This is a genomic window from archaeon (assembly GCA_016432545.1).
Taxonomy (GTDB): domain Archaea; phylum Thermoproteota; class Nitrososphaeria; order Nitrososphaerales; family Gagatemarchaeaceae; genus UBA183.
This window is the reverse complement of sequence record CP066694.1, coordinates 1,383,979-1,405,425: the sequence shown is the minus strand read 5'-3', so window position 1 is coordinate 1,405,425 and position 21,447 is coordinate 1,383,979. Positions and strand designations below refer to the sequence as shown.

Genomic DNA, 21,447 nt, shown 5'->3' with positions numbered 1-21,447 from the left:
GCAGCCTTGCCGGGAATTAGCCTCCCCCTGTTCGAAGACCTTTTGCCCAAGGGGCTCAACTACGGGGCCAACTATCTAGTCGAGTTCGAGCCTCACTCTCTGTGGTTCGAAGCGTCGCTTACCCTCTGCGCCCAGGCGCTGAGGAAGGGCTCCAAGGCAGACTACCATACGTTCACCCACATCCCCCGCGACGTGAGGGCCGGCCTTGCGAACCTCGGCATAGACGCCAACGCGCTCGAGGAGCAGGACGCCTTCAGGATCGTTGACAGCTACACGGTCCAAACGGGGATCGGCCAGCCTGAGAAGATGGGAGGTGCGGGTCGCCTCCCGGTGGACCTGCTCACCGTCGACCTGGACGAGTGGACCAAGTCAGACATCGAGGGGGCTGCCTTGGAGGTCCCAGAAGTCGACAAGCGCCGCTTCCACGTCGACGACGACACCTCGATCTTGGTGCAGTTCAACGGCGAGGCAAAGGTGGTTTCTCACTTCAGGACCCAGACCGTCCCCTATGCTAGGAGAAAGGAGATGGCCGCCTTCCACTCCGTACTCCGGGGTGCCTTCTCTGACTCGTTCTACAAGCAGTTCGAGTCGTTCTGCGACGGCATCTTCGAGTTCAAGGCCGAAGACTCGACGGAAGGGCTGACCCAGTGGATGAGGGTCAGGGCGATGAGAGGCGCGCCGCACGATTCGGCCTGGAGAAGGCTCCGATTGCTAGACACGGGAGAGGTCGCGATCGAGGCACACATGCCCTCCGCGGAGGTCGCTAAGCCCGAGGCACGGAGGTCTCTGGCGGCGATAATGTTCACTGACACGGTCGGTTTCACCAAGATGAGCCAGGAGGACGAGGCCGGAGCGATAGAACTGCTGAGGACGCAGAGGGAGCTGATGCGGAAGGAGTTCCTCAGGTTCAACGGGAGGGAGGTCAAGACGACCGGGGACGGTTTCCTGGTCGAGTTCTCGAGCGCCTTGGAGGCGGTCAGATGCGGCATGGAGATGCAGAGGGCCATCAGAGGTGTCGGAAACAGGCTCCAGGCCAGGGTCGGGATACACTTGGGCGACGTGGTCCACGACGGCTCCGACCTGATAGGGGACGCAGTCAACGTCGCATCGAGGATCGAGTCCCTCGCTACGCCGGGAGGGGTCTGCGTGACCGCGCAGGTGAAGGAGAGCGTCTTCAACAAGGTCGAATATTCCTTCGAGTCCCTGGGGACCCCCGACCTGAAGAACGTCCTGGCCCCGGTCCAGGTTTACTCTGTCTACGAGCGCGGGATGGCCCCACCCGCCTCCGCGCGCCCTGACCAGGCACCCTCCAAGGACAGGGTCGCGGTCCTGCCATTCTCGAACTTCGGCGCCGACCACACTGACGAGTACTTCGCGGACGGCATGACGGAGGAGCTGATCTCCGCTGTCTCGAGGACCCCGGGACTGAGGGTCATCGCGAGGACCTCTGTGATGAAGTACAAGGGTTCCGACAAGACGGCCGGAGAGATTGGGAAGGACCTCCGAGTGGGGAGCATCCTCGAGGGCAGCGTCAGGAAGTCGGGGAACAGGATCAGGGTCTCCGTCCAGCTCGTGGACGCGACAACCGAGGAGCCGAAGTGGGCGGAGGAATACGACAGAGAGCTTGCAGACGTCCTGGTCATCCAGGGGGACATCGCCGGCAAGGTCGCCTCTGCGCTTAGGGCCCAGGTCTCACCCCAGGCGGGGGAGGGCCAGGCCAGGCCGGTCGACCCGGAGGCCTACACCGACTACCTCAGGGGGAGGCAGATGTGGAACCGCAGGACCCTCGAGTCGCTGAACAAGGCGGTCGAATTCTTCGAAAGGGCGCTGGCCGTCGACCCTGGGTACGCGAAGGCCTACACCGGACTCGCGGACTCGTACGCTGCCCTGGCGCTCCTGGAGCTGGTCCCTCCGAAGGAGGCGTACCCCAAGGCGCGCGAGGCGATAGCGAAGGCACTCGTGCTCGACCCGGGCCTGGCCGAGGCCCAGTCCTCACTGGGGCTCGTCAAGTTCCAGTACGATTGGGATTGGCAGGGAGCCGAAGAAGCCTTTCGCCAGGCGATCAGGTTGAACCCGAGCTACGCGCCCGCCCACCACTACTTCGCAGACCTCCTCAAGGCCCTGGGGCGCTTCGACGAGGCCCTGTCTGAAATCGCGAAGGCTCAAGAGCTGGACCCCCTCTCCCTTGCCATCAGCACGGGAGTGGGGCACGTTCTGTATCTCTCCAGGCAGTACGACCGCGCCATCGAACAGTATGGCCGGGCAGCCGAGCTGGACCCTGACTTCATGCAGACGCACCTGTGGTTTGGGAGGCCTTACCTGCAGAAGGGGATGTTTCCGGAGGCGATTTCTGAGCTCCAGACTGCCGTCCGCCTCTCGGGGGAGAGCACCCTCGCCCTCGCGATGCTCGGGCACGGCCTTGCCTCGGCAGGGAGGAAAGAAGAGGCGCTGGCGATCCTGAGGAGGCTCGAGGACCGGTCCAAGGAGAAGTATGTGCCCTCGTACTGGATTGCTGTAGTCTACAACGGCTTCCATGACCGGGAAGAGGTCCTGAAGTGGATGAAGGGAGCCTTCGAGGAGAGGTCCAGCTGGCTGGTGTGGTCCAACGTCGAGCCGCGGTTCGACTGGCTGAAGTCCGACGGAGAGTTCAGGTCACTGATCGAGAAAATGCGCTTCCCCGGGACCCCCGCCAATCGTTAAATACGAAAAGTCGCCCTTCTGGCTAAGAGTGCAGGCCCAAGAGCACACTGCGACTTCTGACAGGATCCTCGAGTCTGCTTCGAAGCTCTTCGCGGAGAAGGGCTTCTCCAACGTCTCGATCAGAGACATCTGCCGCGCGACAGGGACCACGGCGCCAGCGATCTACTATTACTTCGGGAGCAAGAAGGGGCTCTTCGAGGCTGCGGCCAGGAAGAGGATCTCAATGGCCAACTTCATCGCCGAGCTCTCCTCGACATCGAAAGCGAAAGATCCAAGGAAGGGACTCGACTCCTTCATCGGCGTCTACCTCTCCTCCTTCCCAGAGAGGGCCTTCGACGCCGGCTTCTACCTCCGCGACTCTGCGAGCCTCGACAAGGCGAGCGCCCGCCGGGCGAGCGAGGACCTCGACAGGGTAGGAGAGGTGGCGGAGGCTTTGATCCGAAGATGCGTCGACGAGGGCCTCTTCAGGAAGGCTGACCCGCGCCTCGCGGCTGACTGCCTGCTCGGGATGCTCAACAGGGTGATCTTCCAACACATCCACTTCTCGAAACGCTCCGACCGTGAGACCTACCGACGCTTCGTGACAGACCTCTTCTTCAGAGCGATGAAGTAGTTCCTAGAGCCCGGAGACGACCCTCTCGGGCTCGATCTCGATGGAGACGCGGTCCATCTTCCAGTACCTGTCCCTGGCCGACTTCCTCCCGGCCTCCTCGCCTCTGTACCTTACTGCGAGCGCCTCGATGTCCTTCATGGCGTCCCTCTCCTTCGCGACCCTCGCCTTCCCGAAGACCATCAGGTACTGATAGCCGTTGTCCACGAGGATGCAGACCCTCGGGTCGCGTTTGATGTTGTAGTACTTCACGCGGTCGGTGGTCGTATTGACCATCAGCTTCCCCGCCTCGTAGGCGTACCAGATGGGGGTCACGTGGGGCGACCCATCCTTCATGACCGTCGCCAGCTTCGCGAAGTGCGCTTCCCTGAGGAATGCCTCGGACTTCCCGTCGAAGAGAGCCATGCGAACCTACCTCAGCTTCGCCGCGTATTCCTGGAGCATCTTCCTGTAAATGCTCCGGGGCGGGAACCCGATGCTGCAGAGGTAAGTGGAGAACTTCACCCTCTTCCTCTGGTCTTTGATCTTCCTCTCCATCGCCCTGATCTCCTGGCCCACCACCGCATAGCACGTCGCGTACCCTGGGAAGAGGCCCTCGTGCGCGGGGAAGAGTTGGAAGTAGACGCTGCTCCGGGGGAGGCCCGTGTACTTGTGGGCCCAGTCCACGAACTCGAGCAGGCCCTGCTTGCCGGTGTTGACCCTGACGTCGCCCACGACCCTCAGGAACCTCGTGATCCTCCACCTGCGGGTCATGAACTCGAACTCGAGGTTGACCTGCTTGAGGCCCCCGTACCTCTCCATCAGCTTCGCGTACGCCTTCTCGGCCGGGGTGAGGCGCTCCTTCGTCTCTAGGGCCTTGGACGCCTCGAAGAACTCGATCTCCCTGTTGAAAGAAAGGCCCTCGGTTATCGGTGCCCCGGTCTGCACGGCTGGCATCATCTGCAGCAGGGGGACCTTGCCCACGAACCCGACTGCGCTGTTCGAGTGGTGGACGCAGTGCCCGTACTCCTCGTGCACCAGCAGGTCGATCAGGGCCGCGACCGAGCGGTCGGGGTCCCTCTTGGGGTCCGTCGTCTGGAAGAAGTACTGGAAGGGGCGCTTCGTGAAGGTGTCGAAGAACTGCGCCGCGCCCGTCGGGATCGTCCCCGTGAGATACGACGGGGTCTCAACGACCTTCGTGTTGTACTTCGGGTTGATCCCTGTCACGTCCTCGTTGACCATGCGCTGGACGACCTTCCTCATGTCGAGCGTCGTCCTCACCAGCTTCTTCGGGTCCAACTTCATCCTCCCGTTGATCCTCTCCTCAACCTCCTCGGGGACTGGTCTGCAGCCGAACTTCTTTGCGAGCCTCTCGGAGACGCGCCTGAACTTGGGGAGCTCCTCGTCCAGCCATCCTATGGCCTTCTTCTCGAGCTCTTCCGGGCTCTCGTGGTAGTCGTACCCCTTCTTCAGCGCGTCAGGGTAGAACTTCTGCCTCCCGAGGTCGAAGCCCTCCCTCCTGAAGACCTTCTCGACGTTGGCGAACTCTCCTTTCCCGAAGCCTTCGAGCTTGAAGAGCTCTACATAATCAGAGACCCTCGCCTTGAGAGCGTCGCACGCGGCGCGGACGCGCGGGCTCTTGGTCTCTCCCTTTACCGTGTTGAGTATGTCAAGCAGCCCATCCAGCCTGTAGAGGGCGAGCGCCTTGACAGCGGCGGTCACTTTCTTCTTCGAGTAGCGCTTCATTGAGACTTCCACGGCCTTCATCTGCAGGTCGAGCAGCGGCGCCATGTGCTCGTCGTTGATCCCCTCCTTTACCAGGTGCGCGAAGATTGCACTCACGATCTCGTCAAGGACGGGCTGGGGCTCGTCGAAGCGGAGGTTGGTCTCAATGGAATCGAGGACCTTTCTCTGAATCTCGGTCTTCGCCTTGGACCTCAGGCGCTTGCACTTCCGGATCGCAGCGCCGAGGTTGGCGTCGGACGGGACGAAAAACTTGCCCGCATAGTCGTTGAACCCCATCAGGTAGGCGCCCGAAGGTGAGACCTCCTTGACAAAGTCTAGGATCTGAGAGTCCAGCTGGTCTCCAGGCACGGGCCCTGCCCGACCCCCCGGACTATTTCTAGTTGGCGAGGTCGAGGGGCTTGAACTTCTCGACCGTCTCTGCGAGCTCGACCCCAAGCCTTGCCTTCCACTGGGCGAAGCCGGCCGGGCCCTCTGGGTATGCGAGATTGATTTCCACGAGGGCCGCGCTCTTGGTCACAGTGTACCTGAGGCCCCTGGCGAGCGAGAACTGCCCGAGGACCCTGAACCACATCGCCGGGTTCATGAAGCGGGCCCTGTTGAACTCAGGGTGCTTCCTCTCAGTGATCGAGGCGACGTCCTCCTCTGACAGGAAGTGCTTCATTCCATAGTTGATCTGGTCGTTGGTCACCGTCTGGAGGTACCTCCTGAGGACTTCGAAGGAGGCCATCGGGTATCCGTGGGTGTTCATGTACTCCACGTTGTACTTCCACAGCGAGCCCTCCGAGGTGTCCCCTGCCTCGATCGCCTCGGCGACTACTTTCCCGAGTATGGTCCCGCCGTAGATCGAGGGGCTGATCCCTCCGGCGTCTATGGGCCTCGGCATCCAGGCGGAGTCGCCCACGAGGGCGAGCCCGTTGGCCACCATGGAGTCGTTGTGCCTCCTGACGGGGACCTGCCAGTTCCCCTTCGTGTTGCCCGAGTCCAAGTCGCCCTCTGGCTGCCTGGCCCCCTTGATGACCGGGTTCTCGGCCACGTACTGGTCGATCAGGGTCTGGAGGTTGTCGTTGAGCCCGAAACGCCTGTTCCTGCGCGCGAGGCCGGACTGCGAGATACCGAGCCCGATGTTCACCTTGGTCTTCCCCTTGGGGAAGACCCACGCGTAACCGGCGGGCGCCAAGAACTGGTCGAGGTGGATGATGCAGTAGTCGGGCGCGAAGAATGCGGGGTCCTGCTTCGCCGGGTCGAAGTCGAGGATGTACCGCCCGGTCCCTACCACGTCGTCCCCGTCGATCTCCTTCTCGATGTTCGATTCAATCGGGAGGAAGCGCCTCAGGACTGAGGAGGAGCCTGTCGCGTCTACGACTACCTTCGCGGTCAGCTTGAATGCGGAGCGGTCCGCCTTCCGCCCTGTCACGCCCGTGACCCAGCCGTCGTCAGAGAGCAGGCGCTCGGCGGTGGCGCCGTACATGAACTGGGTCCCGAACTTCTTCGCGTCCGCTACCTGCCTGCGCGGGGCAACCTTCCTGTTGAAGAGGTAACCTTCGCCTTCGAAGAGGACCTTGGACTTCCTGTCTGGGGAGTAGACATAGACCCCGCTGACCGGGTGCTCGAGCTCGGGGGAGCCATACTTGATCCCGATGTGGTCGGCCAGGTAGTCGAGCGACCTCTTGCTGGTCGCGTCCCCGCAGGTCCAGCCATTGACTGTCTTCTTTCCAGGCTCATCCTCCGTGTTCCTGTCAATCACGAGGACGCTTGCCTTGCCCTTGGAGTGGTAGCCGATCGAGGCGGCTGTGATCAGGCCCGCCATGCCTCCCCCGGCTATGATTACGTCGTAGTCGGGCTTGGAAATCATTAGTGCGGAACGCTACTAAAATCCTATATAAGAGCTTTGCCGTGCGGTCACCGTGGACAAGAGAGGGATGGTCGAGGACCTTCGGGCGATGGGCCTGACAGGTTACGAGGCGAAGTGCTACGTCACCCTTGCCTCGATGGGTCCCTCGGACCCTAGGAGGGTCGGGAGGGAGGCCAAGGTCCCCTACCCGAGCGCGTACGAGGCGCTCAAGGCGCTGGCGGAGAAGGGCTGGGTGGACATGGTCACTAGCAAGCCGATTACGTACAGGGCGAGGCGTCCGGCGACGGTGAGGTCAGCCGTCAGGGCCAAACTGGACGAGACCTTCGAGGCCCTGGAGAAAGTGTACAGCCCCGAGCCTGCCGCTGAGGCTGAGCTCGTCTACACCCTGAGGGGGAGGGAGAAGGTCCTGGGCAAGGTCTACGAGCTGCTGATGGGAGCCAGGAAGAGCGTGGTGCTGGTCGCCCCGACCATGGGGCTGGAGGACGCGAAGCTGCTCCAGCTACTCGAGGCGGCGATGGGGAGAGGGGTCGAGGTCAGGGTCGTCGGAGACGAAGGTGCCACGGGGATCCTTCCACCCGGGGCCGAGGTGAGGACCGGCAACCTGGTCGCGATGGACCTACTGGTGGACGAGAAGGCGGCGATGATAGCGCTCCCGGATTACTCAGCGTGCGGGTGGATTGACAGCCCCACTGTGGCGCAGCACTTCGGGCAGTTCCTCGAGCTCCTGTGGAGCACTTCGTCTGAGGCCTGAGAAAACAGAAAGAAGGCCGCCCGGCCTGGGCCGAACAGCCTCGACTTTTCGTCTATTCGCTTGTGAAGATGGACTCGCTCGTGGAGTTGGGAACCTCTGGTAGAGATTCGCTCATCCTCTTCTCGGCGATGGCCGCTGCCTCCGAGAGGATCTTGTTGGCTTCCTCGCTGTTCTCGGCCTGGTAGAAGTTCATGCCAGTTATCTGGCCGACGTCCACCATGATCGAGTTGAGCGTGGCGCCGATCTCTCCGAGGGCACCCTGCGCGTCAGGCATCGCTTCGCCGAGAGTCGCGCGGACGTTCTTGATCACCCCGATGGCCGGGGCGATCGTAGCCGCGAAGTCCCCGATGTCGGTGACAGTCTGCAGCCTCGTGGTGATCTGCTCTAGGGCGATCTTGGACTGCGTGACTATCTTCTGCATCTTGCGGACTTCGGCGAGCTCGTTGGAGTACGCCTTGCTGGACTCTTGGTCGTGAGCCTGGACGGCGGTCACCGTCTTCTTGAAGATGGAGTTCTCCCTCTGCTTGAGCCGGTTCATCGCCTGGTCCAGTCGGTTTACCTCCCCAGTGAGTTGCTGGGTGGCCTTCTGGATCTGGGGACGCATCGGCTGCGGGCCGCGAACTGTCTCGCGGACCTGCTTTCCGAAGGACTCCTTCTCCTGAGCCTTCCATCCCTTCTCGAACTTGCTGCTCAACGTGATATCCAACATGATGTAGGGGGAGAAGGACATACTCTCCCGTACCAAGAACCTTTGACTGTCTGCTCAATGATTTACACTATCATGAGCGGGAAGAGTGCCCGGGCTCAGCCGATCTTGTATCTCTTGGCGATCTTCACTATGATGAAGATCACGAGGGCCACGATGATGAAGGTGAGTACGTTGTTGGCGAAGTCCCCCACTCCGAAGGGCCCGACCATGTAGGTGTTGATGTCAGTGCCAGGCGGGAGGGCGAGCGCCACGATTGGGAGGACCAGGTCGGTCACCAGGGCCTTGACCAGGTTGCCCAGGTAGATGCCCAGGATGAAGGCGACGGCCAGCCCGAGGACTTTGTACTGTTCTAGGAAGGCCTTGAACTCGGCTGACAGGCCCTTTGCGGCTGCGGGACCTGGCGCGGGAGTCAGAAGCTCGCGGATCTTCTTGAGCTCGGCGAGCATCTCCTCGTCGGAGGACGGCACGTCTCTCCATTGGAGCCTTTGAATTTAAGGCTGAGCATGACCGACCTCCATGGCGAGGTGGGCGGGCGCGGCTCCATTGCGAACGCTTAGATTACATCGGCCTACGGCAGCTGAGGTCCTCGCTGGAGTCAACGTGATTTCAGGGCTCTATCTGTTCTGGTGGGCATTGTTGTTCTTCGCACCGTGCATGACGTGTACGGGTGGCGCAGTGTTGTTCCCCGTCTTCGGCGCACTCTCGGTCCTGTTTGGACTGATGTTTTTCGTAATAGCCCGATGGACAGTGAGAGGCGCGGCCAGGGGCTTGGCTCTCGCTGTCATCCTGACCCCTGTAGTAGTCTTCTTCGAAAGCCTGTTCTTCTGGAACTGGGCCTTCCAAGGACTGTACCGGGCACCACACTTGTTGGCTAAGGAGCTGGTCGTAGCCCCGGTGCTCCTGGCGGGTGGGCTGATAGGGCTGTACGTTTCCAGACCAAGCACGAGGGCCTTCTTCAGAGTGGGCTTGACGCGGACAAAGGCCTTGCTCGTGTCAGAGATCTCGATTGTGCTGCTCTTGATTGGTCTTGCCTCAGGCGCCATAGACTAGGCCTTACAGCCTGCCAACCTCATCGGTCAAATTCGACGGGCCAAAGATTGAGGCCCCAATAGATGACAGGTATGTCCGCCACGTGCGCATTCTTCAGCACGTGCGGGAGCACCCTCAGGTTCTTGAGACTCGGGGTGGAAATCTTCAGCCTGTACGGCCTGGGGGTCCCATCGCTGATGAGGTGGTAGCTCATCTCTCCGCGCGCTGCCTCGGTGCGCGAGTACACTTCTCCCGCCGGGACGCGGGGCTGCGGGCCCAGCTTGAGGCGGACCGGGCCCGGCGGGATCTTCTTGAGCGCCTGGCGGATTATCTTGACCGACTCGCGCATCTCGAGAAGAGCCACGTAGGCGCGGGCCCAAGAGTCGCCTGACTTGAGGGTGGGTATCTCAAAGTCCAGCTCGGGGTAGACGCAGTACGGTTCGTCCCGGCGGAGGTCGTGCCTGATGCCCGAGGCCCTGAGGACTGTGCCCGTCGCGCCGAGAGCGGTCGCATCGGCGGGGGAGAGGACCCCGATGCCCTCCGAGCGCTGCTTGAAGATGGGGTTGTTCAGGAAGATCTTCTCGTACTCGTCCATACGCTTGTCGAACCAGTCGCAGGTCTGGAGGCCCTTGTCCACCGCGAAGGACGGCATGTCGTTCCTTACCCCGCCGGGGATGATGTAGGCGAAGGTGACCCTGGCACCCCCGATGCGCTCCGCAAAGTCGATCCAAAAGTCCCGGTCTCCCATCGCCCATTCGATCATGGTCGAGTGGCCGACGAAGATCCCCATGATCCCGAGAAAGTACATGTGGGAGATGATGCGGTTGGCCTCGGACATTATGACCCGTAGGTACTGCGCACGCACAGGGACGTTGTTGTTCATGAGCTCGTCCACGCCCAGGGAGTATGGTAGGAGGATGTTGGAGCTGTCGAGGATTACCGGGCGCTCCAGGTGCGGGATGTTCTGTATGTAGTTCCTGTATTCGCCCATCTTCTCCTCTCCCCGGTGGACGTATCCTGGGTCGGGCTCGGACCTGACCAGATAGTCGCCATCCAGCCAGAGCTTGATTCGGAAGTGGCCTGCGCCTGGGTGTTGGGGGCCCAGCGACACGGCCATGATTCGGTCGGGGTCGGGGACGTACTCTGTTTCGACTGTCAATTCATCGCCCCGGCGAGATATAGTCCTTGCGAAGAGGAGGTAGGTCGTTCCAGTCCTCGGGGAGGAACAGGTGCGACTGGTTGGGGTGCCCTTGGAAGTTTATCCCGAACATCTCGTGCGTCTCTCTCTCGTTGTAGTCTACGCCGACCCAGATGTCGATGAGGGTGGGGACGACGGGGTTGTCGCGTGGGATTCGCTCGGCGAGGCAGAGGACGAAGTCCGTCCAGCCGACCTGGAGGGAGCCGACGAAGTAGACCACTTCGAGCTCGTTCTTTCCGATCCAGTCGACACCGCTGACTGTGCTGATGTGGTCGAAGCCGAGGGAATCGCGGGCGAAAAGGGAGAGTTCCTTGATCTTGTCCGAAGTCGTAGTGACTTTGAGGCGTCGCTCCCTCATCCAGTCGACCTTTGTGGCCGGGAACTTTGCGACAATCTTTGAGGCCAGGTCCTTGGCACGCACTGGCTCGGGCTTGGGCGGGGCCGGGGGCATCGGCGTCGGGGCCTTGGCTGGGGCGGAGGGAGCCGGAGCACCGGGGCTGGCAGCGGGTGCCGGGGTAGGCTTCGCCTGACTCAAGTCAGGGTCACGTGCCGCTTAGGGTCGGAAGTCTGCGGATCTTCTCCTGGAGGAGGACTATCCCTTGGAGGAGTGCCTCGGCGCGCGGCGGACATCCGGGGATGTAGACGTCGACTGGGATCACGTCGTCGATGCCTCGGAGGACGTTGTAAGAGTCGAAGTAAAGCCCGCCTGTGATGGCGCAGTTGTGGACCAGCTGTCCGTTGGCGAAGAAGTTGTGGTTCCCTTGAACTTCGATGTCGTACACAGGCTCCTTGCCTCGCGGAAAGACCGATGTGACCCTGCTTAGGCCGATTCCCTCGTGGTTCGTCTTAAGGTGCGACTTTCCATCGTATTCTCTAGTCTTAGTTACGGGTACTGTGCGCGTCCGGAGTGGAAGGGTGGAAACTACACTCTTGGGGAAACTTACGATGTACTCGGTGGACTTTAGTAGCCTCCCCTCGAGCACGTTCTCTTTGTGCTTCACGAAAATACCGCCCACGTGTATCCCCCGATAGTGGCAGAGTTCCACTAGGTCGCGCATCATTTGCTCATTTGCCGAGCTGACCTGCGCGAAGCCGTAAGGACTCTGGTTGCCATCGGACTCGACCATTCCGGCAATCACGCTTAGCACCTGGCTCATCGGTGCCACAAAGACCCAGGAGGGTATGCGCTTCGAGTATACATCACCGTGCAGATTCAGAGACTGGGTCATCATCCCGCTGACGGCGGCGGACTCGATGGAGACCTGCTTCCACTTCGACGGAGCGAGACCGAAGGTCCTCTGGATGGTCTCTTCCAGTGCCTGCCTGATCTTGTCTCGCGGGAGTACGGAGTAGCCCACCCTACTGCCCGTGTTCCACCCGTCTCCTAGATAGACCCCAGTGAGCCAAGCCAAATCGTCGTTCATTGAAGTAGGAAGGGTTACAGCATTTCGGAGCTTTCCAGAGTGGACGTAGCCTATCGGGAGCGTTGCCGGCTGGACCGGCTCAGAGAAGGTTGCAACTAGGTCGCCCTCTTGAATCTCGCTCAATGACTTCCAGATCAGGTCCATGCCAAACTCCTTGGGGGGATTGCTTCTCCAGCGGGCCAGAGTCTCGGTAGAGACCCCGAACAATGCGGCAGATTCAGCCAGGGTGAAACCTTCTTCCGTCAACAAAGCGGCTTGAGTGTGAGAGATCCACTTTCTGCTAACAGTTTTGGCGTAGACTGCGAATTGATGGTCTGCGGTTGCGGCGACCTCGTACGAACCCGCCCGGAGTCGGAAGACGTCCTTGACCCCGTTTAGTTTGGTTGCGAGTACCTTCGAAAGTGCTGGGCGCCTCGACGCTTCGTCGTAGGAGTAGACAGACTCGCCCGCTCTGATTTCGTCTATCCTCCTGGGCCCGTCCGTAGTGTACACCAGAGAGTCGCCGCGGAGGCATGCTCCCATCGCTATCACCCACTTAGGTTCGGCCATCTGATCGTAAATCAATTTGAGCCTCGGGGCGAGCTTGCGGGTGACCGTACCCATGACGATCAGGAGGTCGCACTGGCGCAGGGACCCGAATGCCTCGAGAGCCCCGAAGCGCTCGAAATCGAAGCGCGAACCCGCTGCAGCTCCTACCTCAACCGAGCAACAGGCCGTTTCAAGGTGTACGGGCCACAGCGAATAGAGCCTGCCCCAGTTGGCGAGGTAGCGCATCGGGTCGCCGACTGAGTACTGGAGAATGTCGTTGACCTTCCCGACCAGAGCCTGGAAGGACCCGGACTTTTCTACCAAAGCTCGCGCCTCCCCGCCAGCACAAGGGCGAAGCCCATGGGGACGAAGAGCATTCCAATGAAGAGCGTAACGAGCCAGCTCGAGGTGAGGCCGAGGGCGAGGGGCTTGTAGGCTGCGGCCCAGGCGTAGAGGAACATCGAGAGGACGTCGAAGACTATGAAGATCAGGAGGTAGGCGTAGTATTGCATCATGTAGTGCATCTTGCCGGCTCCGACCGGGACCTGGCCGCACTCGAAGGGAGCGTTCTTGATCGGATTGGGGCGGCGGGGGGCGAAGAGGCGAGGCAGGAGGACTACAGGGAGGGTGAACACGACTCCTACTAGGCCCATCAGGAAGACGGTGCCGATGTCCCCGAAGAGAGGCATCTCTGGAAAAAAGCGAGCGTCTCACGCTATTTAAGATTGGTGATGATTTCCGGATGAAAAGGTCGGCCCGACTAGTCTATGCCGTGGACCTCCTCGGCCTCGTCCTTCAGAAAGGCCTGGAGGAGTTTGTTTTCGCGGAAGAAGTCTCGGATGGAGAGCACCCCGAACAGTGTCCCGTCGTCGTTCTCGACTACCAGGTGGCGGATGCCCATCTCCATCATGAGCCGCACCGCCTTAGAGGGCTGGTCGGAGCGCTTGACGCTTACGAGCTTCTTCGTGGAGATCCCTTCGAGCTGGGCGGACAACGGGGTCCCTTTGGCGACCGCGCGGACCACGTCGCGCTCAGAGATCACAGCCTCGGCCTTGACCGGGCTTACGGTGGAGGCGACCACGAGAAGTCCGATCTTCTCCCGGGCGAAGACTTCGGCGGCCTGGCGGATGGTCGCGCTCGCGCTGATCGTGACGGGGCTCCTGCGGATGAGAGCCTCGACCCTCAATGCTTGGCCTCCGCTGCGGTCCGCTTATCGATTGGGACATATCTCGAGCGCGGGGGACCGATGTACTCGGCCCTGGGGCGGATGATACGATTGTCGGCGTACTGTTCGAGGACGTGCGCGAGCCACCCGGGGGCCCTGCCGACGGCGAAGACGGGGGTGAAGAGGTAGGAGGGGACTCCGATGTGGTTGAGCGCCAGCCCAGAGTACAGGTCGACGTTGGGGTAAAGGTGCTTTTCGGCCTTCATCATCGACTCGACCTTCTCAAGGATCTGGAGGGCCTCCTTCTCCTTCTCGGTCTTCGTGAACCTGTGCGCCATGTCCTTCAGGATCTTCGCGCGGGGGTCCATCGTCTTGTAGACCCGGTGCCCAAAGCCGGTGATCTTCTGCTTGGACCCGAGCTTGGAGGAGACGTACGCCTCTGCCTTGTCGGGGGTCCCGATTTCAGCTGTCATCTCGACGACCTTCTCGTTGGCCCCGCCGTGGAGGGGACCCTTGAGAGCCCCGACGGCCCCGGTTACGGCCGAGTAGACGTCGGAGAGGGTGGAGGCGATGACGCGTGCGGTGAAGGTTGAGGCGTTCAGCTCGTGGTCAGCGTGGAGGATCAGGAGGACATCCATCAGGCGGGCGTCGGCCGCGCTCGGCTCCTCGCCGGTGACCATGTAGAGGAAGTTCGAGGAGAAGCTCAGGTCGTCGCGGGGAGGTATGATGTCCTGGTCGTGCTTGTGGCGGTGGATTGCAGCGACGACCGTTCCGACCTTTGAAGCGATGGACATCGCGCGCTCGTGCTGGGTGTACATCGGGTCGTCGAATATCCCCAAGGCGGCGACCCCGACGCGCAGGGCGTCCATTGCGTCGCAGTTCCGCGGAAGCGTGGTGAGGATCTGGGAGACCTCCCTCGGGATAGGACGCTTGGATGAAAGCTCGGAAGTGAAGGTCCGCAGCTCAGGCGAGGTGGGAAGGTGTCCGTTCCACAGGAGGTAGGCGGTCTCTTCGTAGTTCGAGCGACCGGCGAGGTCCTCGATGTCGAATCCCCTGTAGAGGAGGCGCCCCTCCTGCCCGTCGATGAAGCAGATGGAGCTCTGTCCGGCGACCACGTCCTCGAGGCCCTTTGTCTGGAGGGTCATGCGGTGGATGACCTGGTCCATCGACTCGCCCCACTTTGCCATGCTGGCGAGCTTCGAATGGGTCTCCTCGGAGACTTTGACCACCTTGGACATCTCGGTAACCCTGGTATACTCAGTTTATTTAGGTTGGTTCGTGACTTGAGACGAGAGCTCACCGCGAAATAGACATACATACTCCTGAGAGAGGCTCCGCTCAGAATGAAAGTCGCGGTCGTCGGAACGGGCGTAGCCGGGGCTTACTTGCTCAACAGGATGCCGGCCGAGCACAAGGTGGAGGCCTTCGAGATGAGGGCTCAGAAGAACTGGTACACAGTCTGCGCCTGGGGGACCAGCGAGCCGTTCATCTCCGACTTGGTCAAAGAGGCGGGGTTCAACTTCGGAGACTACGTCCTGCACAGGGGGACGAAGATGCGCGTGGACTTGGGGGACGAGGAGTTGGAGATCAAGCTCAAGGGACTGGTCACGTACGACAAGCACAGGCTGACGCACGACATGCTCGAGGGGAAGGAGGTCCACTGGGGTGAACAGGTCAAGGGAGTGGGTGAGAGGTTCGACGGCTTCGACATGGTGGTGGACGCGACCGGGCTCCAGAGGGCCCTGCTGCCGAAGGTCGAGGACGACCTGGTGATACCGTCGCTCGAGTACCAAGTCAAGTCAAAGGAGCTGCCGTACGACGACTTTGTGATCAAGCCGTACCCCGGGCTTTCTGGCTACTGGTGGTTTTTTCCGTTGGGTGACGGGACGGCGCACGTGGGGGCGGGGGACCTCAGGGGGAGGTACAGGGGCGAGCTGGACGAGTTCGTGAGGAAGTACAAGTGCGAGGTGGTCAGAAAGATAGGGAGGCCGGTCAGGGTTACGCCTCCGAAGTATTGCGAGCCCTTCTTTGACGGGAAGGCGATAGGAGTAGGAGAGAGCATAGGGACGGTCTATCCGATGCTGGGGGAAGGGATCATCCCGAGCATGCAGTGCGTCAACCTGTTTGTGGAGCACCTCGGGAACAGGGAGGAATACAGGAGGGCAGTCCTGGAGAAGTTCGAGGTCTACTCGAAAGTGTACAGGTTCATCAGGGCGAAGGTCGAGGACAGGTTCAGCCTGATGTCGATGTGGCCGACTCTGCTCTCCATCTTCCTGTACATGAGAGGGAACGAGAGGAGATACGGCCTGGAGACCCGCCTCTCGGACTTCTTCAAGATCGCGACGAGGCTGTAGTTGAGCTCGGAAGAGGAGAGGACGCACACTGCCCTGCACGTAGTGAAGGGCGCGGTCCAGAAGGTCTTGGGGGCGACCCTGACCACTTCGGTGTACGTCTCGGGGAGTCACGGCAGGCTGACGGTCAGGTTCGACAGGAAGCCGAGCCCCGAGGAGATGGAGAGGGTGGAGGAGGCGGCCAACAGGAAGGTGGACGAGGGGGTCGAGGTCGTTGAGTTCGAGATGGAGAGGGAAGAGGCGCAGATGCACTTTGGGGAGCAGATCTATGACGAATTCCCGGTGCCCGAGGGGATCACGATGTTGAGACTGGTGAGGATTCCTGACTGGAACGTCAACTGCTGCAACGAGAAGCATGTGGACAGCACAGCTGCGGTGGGACGGGTGCGATTGGGCGCTGCGAGGTACAGGAACGCGAAGGGAGAGGTTGAGGTGGAGTTTGACCTCGTCGAGTGATTCGAGGATAGGTATTATTCCCCCTCCCGGCGGGCCTAGGCTGGGCCCGTAGCGCAGATCCATCCGGAGCGGAATACGGACAGCGCGGCAGCCTCCTAGCTCCTCGGGCGAGAGCTGTAGGCCGTGGGTTCAAATCCCACCGGGCCCGCTGAAGCATCTGAAGCGTCGTCCTTCCATACTGAACCTTATCTAAGGCAGAGGCGCTCCTTGTTCTGGTTGAACTACACCGAGCCGTACATCCCAACCCCTCAGGACATCATACCGAAGATGCTCGCCCTTGCGTCCGTGAAGCCTGACGAGGTGGTGTTCGACCTGGGGTCGGGCGACGGCAGGATGGTGATCACGGCGGCCAGAGACTTTCGAGCCAAGGTGGTCGGAGTTGAGACGCGGAAGCGCCTGGTGGAAGAATGCAGAAGGAGGGCGAGGGAGTTGGGACTCTCCGACCGAGTCACGATATCTCGCAGGAACTTCAAGAAGGTGAGCTTGAGGAAGGCGGATGTCCTCGCGCTTTACCTGTCCAGCTACATCCTGAACTTGATGGCGCCGAAGTTCTTGAAGGAACTCAGGCCCGGGGCCAGGATTGTGAATTTCGACTACCAGATTCCAGGTTGGACTCCCGCACGCGAAATCGAAGTAACGCCCAAAGGGTGGAAGAAGTCGCACCCCATCTACCTCTACGTCATGTAAGTAAGGCCCTGAGGGAGGCACTCAGTCTGAAGAGATGTCAGGCGCCGCGCGAGAGCCCGCTTATTATTGACAGTCAGAGGGGATGGGACTCGACGTTGACCAAATCCGAAGCCTCTTCCGAGGCCGAGCTCACTTCGCACGAGGCTAATTACAATCTCGTCGCGGCTGCGTTGGCGACTGCGGCAGCCACGATGCTGACGCTGCTCACGACGCTCGGGACCACGTCCCTGGTACTGCAAAGCGTCTGGCTGAAGACTCTCCTTGAGCTCGAACTGCTGACCCTCGAGTTCGCCCTGATAGTGTCTGTAATCGCGCTGATCAAGAGGGGCGAAGGCGGGAAGAAGCGTCTGACACTGATTGCTGCGTTCCTCGTCATTCTAGGCACGCTCCTACTGTGGACCAGCGCAACGACGCTGATCGTGTCCTCGTAGGGAGGTACACCTCCTTCACCCGGACGGACCCCCTCGGCTTAATATGACGCGGTCCGAACTCCCGATCCAATGGCCCACATGACCTCTTGTCCTTGTGGCTGGACGATCTTCTCCCCTCAAGGCATGGAAGACGTCAAGCTCCATGTGACCATGCACCTGAAGCAGCACCACCCCGAAGTGGTCCAGACCGAGGCAGAGCTGGTTTCGAAGATCAAACCGGTCTAGGAACGGGGCTTTGGGAGGGTTAAGATTGCTAGGCGGGGCTGAAACGCCCGTTCAATAGTGTTGTCTTAACTCCAATGCCCTGGGAATAGGCGGGATGAACAAGGCGGTTACGATTTCAGTGGTGGTTCTGCTTGCGACCCTCGGGTTGTCGGCATACACCTACACTGTCTACCTTCCTACAATCAACGGCGGCTCGACTACTCCGGGAGGAACTTCTAGCACAACCTCGCTCGGAAGCCCAGGAACGGGCTCCCTCAGGTTCTACCTGGCCGACACTCCGCACTCGAACGCGACCCTAAGGTACCTGCTGATCAACGTCACAAGCGTGATACTGAAGTACGCGACCGGCGAGAATCAGACCGACTCGACAACCACGACCTCGACGACCGTTACCACTGTCTCTAGCACATCGACCAGTACGAACGTGACATCGACCTCTACTACCGTTACAAACTCGACATCGAGCACGGCCTCGTCCAATTCGACTCAGAGCGGGACGGAGAACAGGTTCACCTTCGTAGTCCCGCCCAGCGTGGGGACCAATGTGAACGTCACTTCGCTCCATGGGGACGGGATCCTGCTCGGCACTGTAAACGCCCCGGCTGGCGAAGTCGTGGGGATCATCTTGAACGTCTCGGGCGCTGAGGCATTCTGGACGAGCGGCAACTCGAGCGTGCTCAAGGTGGTCGCGAACGGGAAGTTGATGGTTCCAGTCCACTTCACAATCTCCCCGAACGGGAGCACGGATCTGAAGTTCGACCTGGTCCCGAGCGGCATCCACATCAGCAATGGCAAGGTGCCGGTTCTCTCCCCAGTCCTCCACGTCACTGTGGTGACGCACACGGTGAGCTCCACGTCCTCGGCGGTGACGAGCCTGGCGACCACGAATTCCACCACCGTGGTCACTTCGACCACGTCGGTGACCAACTCCACGTCGACGGCGACTTCGTCCACAAACTCCACAACGACGACTACCACAACCTAGCACAGAAGGGCCCTCTGGGCCCTCCGCCCCTGTTTTTCGCCGTGTCTCAGAAGCCAGCGGGTACGCCGTCACCCCTGACGTCGCAGACTGCCTTCCGGAACCTGGCCCTTACTTCAATGGCCTGGCAGACGCCTGTCCTTCCTGGGTGTGGCTGGGGGTTTATGTCGAACTTCCCGGCTTCTGGGAGCTCGTACCCTTCCTCTACGATGAGGGAGCGCCCACCTCCCCAGAGGAAGCGCGGATGGACGACGTTGGCGTCGGCCGACATGGAGTAGTCCACAGCGTTCGTGACGAAGAGTGCGTGCTGCATCGGCCTCCAGTCCCCGCCCGAGGTGCCGATCGAGAGGAAGGGCGTGGCGTCCTTCTCCAGGATGACTGAGGAGAGCGTGTTCAGGGCCCGCTTTCTGGGTGCAACAGCGTTGGGGCCCGATGTCCTGAAGCCTGAGCCCCTGTTGTTGAGCATGACCCCGCACTCGGGCACGAAGACCCTGGAGCCGAAGTGGTTGAAGAGGCTCTGAATCCCTGAGACTATGTTCCCTTCTGCGTCCGCGACGGAGAACGCGGTCGTGTCGCCAGACCTGATCCTGCTCCCGGGAATCTCGGAGGAGGCCCTTCCTGCCATGAACCCCGCCATGTCGATCTCGCCCGACCGAGGGTCTCCGAGCATTTCGTCCCTGCGCCCATAGGCCGCGAGGGCAGCCTCCATGGTGAGCTCTATGCGCCTGCTAGAAAGGGCCCCCGAGGCAGGCATCTCAGACTCCGAGAGGAGCTTGAGGATCAGGAGAGAAGTGGCCCCCATGCTGTTCGGAGGGTGCTCGTAGACCTTCGTTCCCCTGTAGTCCAGAGTCAGAGGAGAGACCCATTCGGGCTCGAACTCCGTAAAGTCAGAGGCATCCGTCGGGACCCCGAGCGACTCGAGGATGGAACGTATCGCGTCAGCGGCGGGACCGGAGTAGAAGCCGTCGGGGCCCCGCTCTGCGACCGAGGAGAGGACCTTCCCGAGCTCCTCCTGCCTGATCCACTCCCCGGGCGTGGGGGGAGAGCCGGAGGGGGCGAAGACCGCCCTCGCCTGAGGGGAGAGCTCTAGGTAGGCTCCGGCGACCGACCTGCAGATTCCTTCTCCGGCGGGGAAGCCCTTGAGGGCGTAGTCGGTCGGGGCGGAGAGGAGACCCTTGAATTCCGAGCGGCCGAGCTTCCGGTGCATCTCGTGGACGCCGGCGACGAAGGCAGGGATTGAGCAGGTCAGAGGCCCGAACTGGGGGACCTGGCCGCCTCCCTTCGCGCGGACGAGGTCGAGAGTCAGGCCCGACGGCGACCAGCCGCTGGAGTTGAGGCAGTGGATCTTGCCTGCCTTGGCTTCGTACGCCATCGCGAAGAAGTCTCCGCCCAGGCCGCCTGCGGGGTGGAAGGTAACGGCGAGGGAGAAGCTGGTGGCCACCGCGGCGTCGAAAGCGTTCCCGCCCGCGCGGAGGACGTCGTACCCAGCCAAGGTCGCCAGGGGTTGTTCGCTTGCGACCGCCGCATGCGGAGCGACCGCGACCTTGCCGAAGGCCATTGCGAGGCTCCGCGCTCATGGGGGATATGAAGGATAGGTCGAGACGCGGGCGAGATTGTATCATCTCGGGAATCTATTTATAGAAGAATCGACTTCTTTTCGGTCTCAAGTGAACCAAGAATGAGCCAGTCAGAGCTTGACTCCGTCCTGGGTACAGTAGAGAATCCGGTAAGAAGGAGGATCATCGCCAGGCTGAGCCAGAGGCCCAACTATCAGCTCCAGCTGTCGAAGGAGCTGGCGATCAGTCAGCAGCTCGTTGCGAAGCACCTCGGGAACATGGAGGAGGCGGGCCTGGTCAGCACTCTCCTGGAGGACAGTCCCCGCGGGCCGCAGAGGAAGGAGTACATGCTCAGGAAGAGCCTCTCAGTCACGATAGACCTCGCGCCCAACCTGTTCAGGGCGAGAGTCTTCTCTTTCGGAGCCGTCCCCGGCGTGGACGAGCACGAGGAGCACGCGCAGCTGATGGCTCAGGCGAGCGATGCGTTCCGCTATCCTGACGAGGCTTCGAGGCTGAGGCCCCTGACGAGGGTCGTGGCCGAAGTCGACAGGAAGCTCACGGAGATGGAGGAGGAGAGGGCGGTCCTACTTTACTTGAGGGCTCTCGCGCTCAAGGAGGCAGCGAAGCTGACTACTACGCTGGCCAGTTCGGACAGGAAGAGGGTCCTGAGGTATCTGATGAGGGAGCAGAGAGACGGAATCGGCGACATGTCGGCATCGCTGGGCCTGCAGCAGCAGGTCGTCGGCAGCATCCTGGAAGAGATAGAGAAGGACCTCGGGGCCTCGGAGTAAAAAGGGATAGAGGAGCGGTGCTCCTCTACAATCCTATGTTCGGAAAGCTAGCCTGAGGAACGCCAAGCTGTCCCTGGAGGGTCTTGATGCGGGTCGCGTATTCCTTCATTCGGGCATTGTCGCCCTGGACCTTCGCGATCCTGTATCCCTTCCAGGCCTTGCGCAGGGCACCCCAGATCTGGCCCTTTTGGTAATCGGTCATTTTTATTGACCTCTTGAAATGAATTTGTGCCCTAACGGTATTTTGCGAGCGGGGTCTATTGTAGTTGAGCCGTTA

23 protein-coding genes, 1 tRNA gene and 1 pseudogene are annotated in these 21,447 nt (G+C 61.1%); 11 read left to right on the top strand and 14 right to left on the bottom strand.

What is annotated here, in order from left to right; all coding sequences use genetic code 11:
* Positions 1 to 6: 6 nt before the first annotated feature.
* Positions 7 to 2,700, top strand: coding sequence for a tetratricopeptide repeat protein (locus HY247_07860; GenBank protein QQG48637.1), 2,694 nt, complete (start codon positions 7 to 9; stop codon positions 2,698 to 2,700).
* 28 nt (positions 2,701 to 2,728) lie between these two features.
* The gene (locus HY247_07855; GenBank protein QQG48636.1) at positions 2,729 to 3,313 is read left to right on the top strand and encodes a TetR/AcrR family transcriptional regulator; all 585 of its coding nucleotides are present in this window, start codon (positions 2,729 to 2,731) and stop codon (positions 3,311 to 3,313) included.
* Between the two features lie 3 nt (positions 3,314 to 3,316).
* Here HY247_07855 and HY247_07850 read toward each other — a convergent pair whose 3' ends face one another.
* The 3 genes from HY247_07850 to HY247_07840 are packed head-to-tail and all read right to left on the bottom strand — an operon-like array spanning position 3,317 to position 6,887.
* Positions 3,317 to 3,715: a PPOX class F420-dependent oxidoreductase gene (locus HY247_07850; GenBank protein QQG48635.1), complete on the bottom strand. Its 399-nt coding sequence runs from the start codon at positions 3,713 to 3,715 to the stop codon at positions 3,317 to 3,319.
* A 6-nt stretch (positions 3,716 to 3,721) separates the two neighbouring features.
* Complete coding sequence (locus tag HY247_07845; GenBank protein QQG48634.1) at positions 3,722 to 5,383, bottom strand: hypothetical protein; 1,662 nt, start codon at positions 5,381 to 5,383, stop codon at positions 3,722 to 3,724.
* Between the two features lie 28 nt (positions 5,384 to 5,411).
* Positions 5,412 to 6,887 (bottom strand): NAD(P)/FAD-dependent oxidoreductase, encoded by a 1,476-nt coding sequence (locus HY247_07840; GenBank protein ID QQG48633.1) that lies wholly within the window; start codon positions 6,885 to 6,887, stop codon positions 5,412 to 5,414.
* 52 nt (positions 6,888 to 6,939) lie between these two features.
* Here HY247_07840 and HY247_07835 point away from each other — a divergent pair, with 52 nt between their 5' ends.
* The gene (locus HY247_07835) at positions 6,940 to 7,638 is read left to right on the top strand and encodes a hypothetical protein (protein ID QQG48632.1); all 699 of its coding nucleotides are present in this window, start codon (positions 6,940 to 6,942) and stop codon (positions 7,636 to 7,638) included.
* Positions 7,639 to 7,690: 52 nt separating this feature from the next.
* Here the strand turns inward: HY247_07835 and HY247_07830 are convergent, their stop codons facing one another.
* Complete coding sequence (locus HY247_07830) at positions 7,691 to 8,383, bottom strand: hypothetical protein (GenBank protein QQG48631.1); 693 nt, start codon at positions 8,381 to 8,383, stop codon at positions 7,691 to 7,693.
* Between the two features lie 59 nt (positions 8,384 to 8,442).
* Entirely contained in the window at positions 8,443 to 8,793 is a 351-nt protein-coding gene (locus tag HY247_07825) for an MscL family protein (protein QQG49594.1), read from the bottom strand.
* Positions 8,794 to 8,863: 70 nt separating this feature from the next.
* Between HY247_07825 and HY247_07820 the strand changes: the two genes are divergently transcribed.
* Positions 8,864 to 9,397: a hypothetical protein gene (locus HY247_07820; protein QQG48630.1), complete on the top strand. Its 534-nt coding sequence runs from the start codon at positions 8,864 to 8,866 to the stop codon at positions 9,395 to 9,397.
* 19 nt (positions 9,398 to 9,416) lie between these two features.
* On the opposite strand, the gene HY247_07815 is transcribed toward HY247_07820, so the two are convergent.
* The 7 genes and pseudogenes from HY247_07815 to HY247_07785 form a co-directional block, all read right to left on the bottom strand.
* Positions 9,417 to 10,493: an NADH-quinone oxidoreductase subunit D gene (locus HY247_07815; GenBank protein ID QQG49593.1), complete on the bottom strand. Its 1,077-nt coding sequence runs from the start codon at positions 10,491 to 10,493 to the stop codon at positions 9,417 to 9,419.
* A 43-nt stretch (positions 10,494 to 10,536) separates the two neighbouring features.
* Entirely contained in the window at positions 10,537 to 11,025 is a 489-nt protein-coding gene (locus tag HY247_07810) for an NADH-quinone oxidoreductase subunit C (GenBank protein QQG48629.1), read from the bottom strand.
* A 91-nt stretch (positions 11,026 to 11,116) separates the two neighbouring features.
* Positions 11,117 to 11,635 (bottom strand): hypothetical protein, encoded by a 519-nt coding sequence (locus HY247_07805; protein ID QQG49592.1) that lies wholly within the window; start codon positions 11,633 to 11,635, stop codon positions 11,117 to 11,119.
* An 873-nt stretch (positions 11,636 to 12,508) separates the two neighbouring features.
* A pseudogene (locus HY247_07800) lies at positions 12,509 to 12,772 on the bottom strand (NADH-quinone oxidoreductase subunit B).
* A 71-nt stretch (positions 12,773 to 12,843) separates the two neighbouring features.
* Positions 12,844 to 13,215 carry an NADH-quinone oxidoreductase subunit A gene (locus HY247_07795; protein QQG48628.1) on the bottom strand — a complete coding sequence of 124 codons (372 nt, stop codon included), beginning with the start codon at positions 13,213 to 13,215 and terminating at the stop codon, positions 12,844 to 12,846.
* A gap of 71 nt (positions 13,216 to 13,286) precedes the next feature.
* Positions 13,287 to 13,712: a CBS domain-containing protein gene (locus HY247_07790; GenBank protein ID QQG48627.1), complete on the bottom strand. Its 426-nt coding sequence runs from the start codon at positions 13,710 to 13,712 to the stop codon at positions 13,287 to 13,289.
* Positions 13,709 to 14,836, bottom strand: coding sequence for a citrate synthase (locus tag HY247_07785; GenBank protein QQG49591.1), 1,128 nt, complete (start codon positions 14,834 to 14,836; stop codon positions 13,709 to 13,711). Before HY247_07785 ends, HY247_07790 begins: the two co-directional genes overlap by 4 nt.
* A 198-nt stretch (positions 14,837 to 15,034) precedes the next feature.
* On the opposite strand from HY247_07785, the gene HY247_07780 reads away from it, so the two are divergent.
* The 6 genes from HY247_07780 (at position 15,035) to HY247_07755 (ending at position 18,826) form a co-directional block, all read left to right on the top strand.
* Positions 15,035 to 16,045 (top strand): NAD(P)/FAD-dependent oxidoreductase, encoded by a 1,011-nt coding sequence (locus HY247_07780; GenBank protein ID QQG48626.1) that lies wholly within the window; start codon positions 15,035 to 15,037, stop codon positions 16,043 to 16,045.
* Complete coding sequence (locus HY247_07775; GenBank protein QQG48625.1) at positions 16,046 to 16,498, top strand: alanyl-tRNA editing protein; 453 nt, start codon at positions 16,046 to 16,048, stop codon at positions 16,496 to 16,498.
* Between the two features lie 42 nt (positions 16,499 to 16,540).
* Positions 16,541 to 16,646, top strand: a tRNA-Arg gene (locus HY247_07770).
* Between the two features lie 68 nt (positions 16,647 to 16,714).
* Entirely contained in the window at positions 16,715 to 17,185 is a 471-nt protein-coding gene (locus HY247_07765; protein QQG48624.1) for a class I SAM-dependent methyltransferase, read from the top strand.
* Between the two features lie 95 nt (positions 17,186 to 17,280).
* A complete protein-coding gene (locus tag HY247_07760) occupies positions 17,281 to 17,616 on the top strand; it encodes a hypothetical protein (protein ID QQG48623.1) in 336 nt (111 codons plus the stop codon).
* Positions 17,617 to 17,935: 319 nt separating this feature from the next.
* Positions 17,936 to 18,826, top strand: a complete 891-nt coding sequence (locus HY247_07755; GenBank protein ID QQG48622.1) for a hypothetical protein — start codon at positions 17,936 to 17,938, stop codon at positions 18,824 to 18,826.
* A gap of 46 nt (positions 18,827 to 18,872) precedes the next feature.
* On the opposite strand, the gene HY247_07750 is transcribed toward HY247_07755, so the two are convergent.
* A complete protein-coding gene (locus HY247_07750) occupies positions 18,873 to 20,381 on the bottom strand; it encodes a gamma-glutamyltransferase (GenBank protein QQG48621.1) in 1,509 nt (502 codons plus the stop codon).
* Positions 20,382 to 20,501: 120 nt separating this feature from the next.
* Between HY247_07750 and HY247_07745 the strand changes: the two genes are divergently transcribed.
* A complete protein-coding gene (locus HY247_07745; protein ID QQG48620.1) occupies positions 20,502 to 21,170 on the top strand; it encodes a helix-turn-helix domain-containing protein in 669 nt (222 codons plus the stop codon).
* A 25-nt stretch (positions 21,171 to 21,195) separates the two neighbouring features.
* On the opposite strand, the gene HY247_07740 is transcribed toward HY247_07745, so the two are convergent.
* Positions 21,196 to 21,372, bottom strand: coding sequence for a hypothetical protein (locus tag HY247_07740; protein QQG48619.1), 177 nt, complete (start codon positions 21,370 to 21,372; stop codon positions 21,196 to 21,198).
* Positions 21,373 to 21,447 lie beyond the last annotated feature (75 nt).

Bases quoted from the DNA above. Each gene is read 5' to 3' on its own strand.
- HY247_07745 (QQG48620.1), top strand. From the start codon at position 20,502: ATGAGCCAGTCAGAGCTTGACTCCGTCCTGGGTACAGTAGAGAATCCG.
- HY247_07750 (QQG48621.1), bottom strand. From the start codon at position 20,381: ATGGCCTTCGGCAAGGTCGCGGTCGCTCCGCATGCGGCGGTCGCAAGC.
- HY247_07805 (QQG49592.1), bottom strand. From the start codon at position 11,635: ATGATGCGCGACCTAGTGGAACTCTGCCACTATCGGGGGATACACGTG.
- HY247_07820 (QQG48630.1), top strand. From the start codon at position 8,864: ATGGCGAGGTGGGCGGGCGCGGCTCCATTGCGAACGCTTAGATTACAT.
- HY247_07810 (QQG48629.1), bottom strand. From the start codon at position 11,025: ATGCCCCCGGCCCCGCCCAAGCCCGAGCCAGTGCGTGCCAAGGACCTG.
- HY247_07825 (QQG49594.1), bottom strand. From the start codon at position 8,793: ATGCTCGCCGAGCTCAAGAAGATCCGCGAGCTTCTGACTCCCGCGCCA.
- HY247_07850 (QQG48635.1), bottom strand. From the start codon at position 3,715: ATGGCTCTCTTCGACGGGAAGTCCGAGGCATTCCTCAGGGAAGCGCAC.
- HY247_07785 (QQG49591.1), bottom strand. From the start codon at position 14,836: ATGACCCTCCAGACAAAGGGCCTCGAGGACGTGGTCGCCGGACAGAGC.
- HY247_07795 (QQG48628.1), bottom strand. From the start codon at position 13,215: ATGCCTCTCTTCGGGGACATCGGCACCGTCTTCCTGATGGGCCTAGTA.
- HY247_07740 (QQG48619.1), bottom strand. From the start codon at position 21,372: ATGACCGATTACCAAAAGGGCCAGATCTGGGGTGCCCTGCGCAAGGCC.
- HY247_07815 (QQG49593.1), bottom strand. From the start codon at position 10,493: ATGGCCGTGTCGCTGGGCCCCCAACACCCAGGCGCAGGCCACTTCCGA.
- HY247_07780 (QQG48626.1), top strand. From the start codon at position 15,035: ATGAAAGTCGCGGTCGTCGGAACGGGCGTAGCCGGGGCTTACTTGCTC.
- HY247_07840 (QQG48633.1), bottom strand. From the start codon at position 6,887: ATGATTTCCAAGCCCGACTACGACGTAATCATAGCCGGGGGAGGCATG.
- HY247_07755 (QQG48622.1), top strand. From the start codon at position 17,936: ATGAACAAGGCGGTTACGATTTCAGTGGTGGTTCTGCTTGCGACCCTC.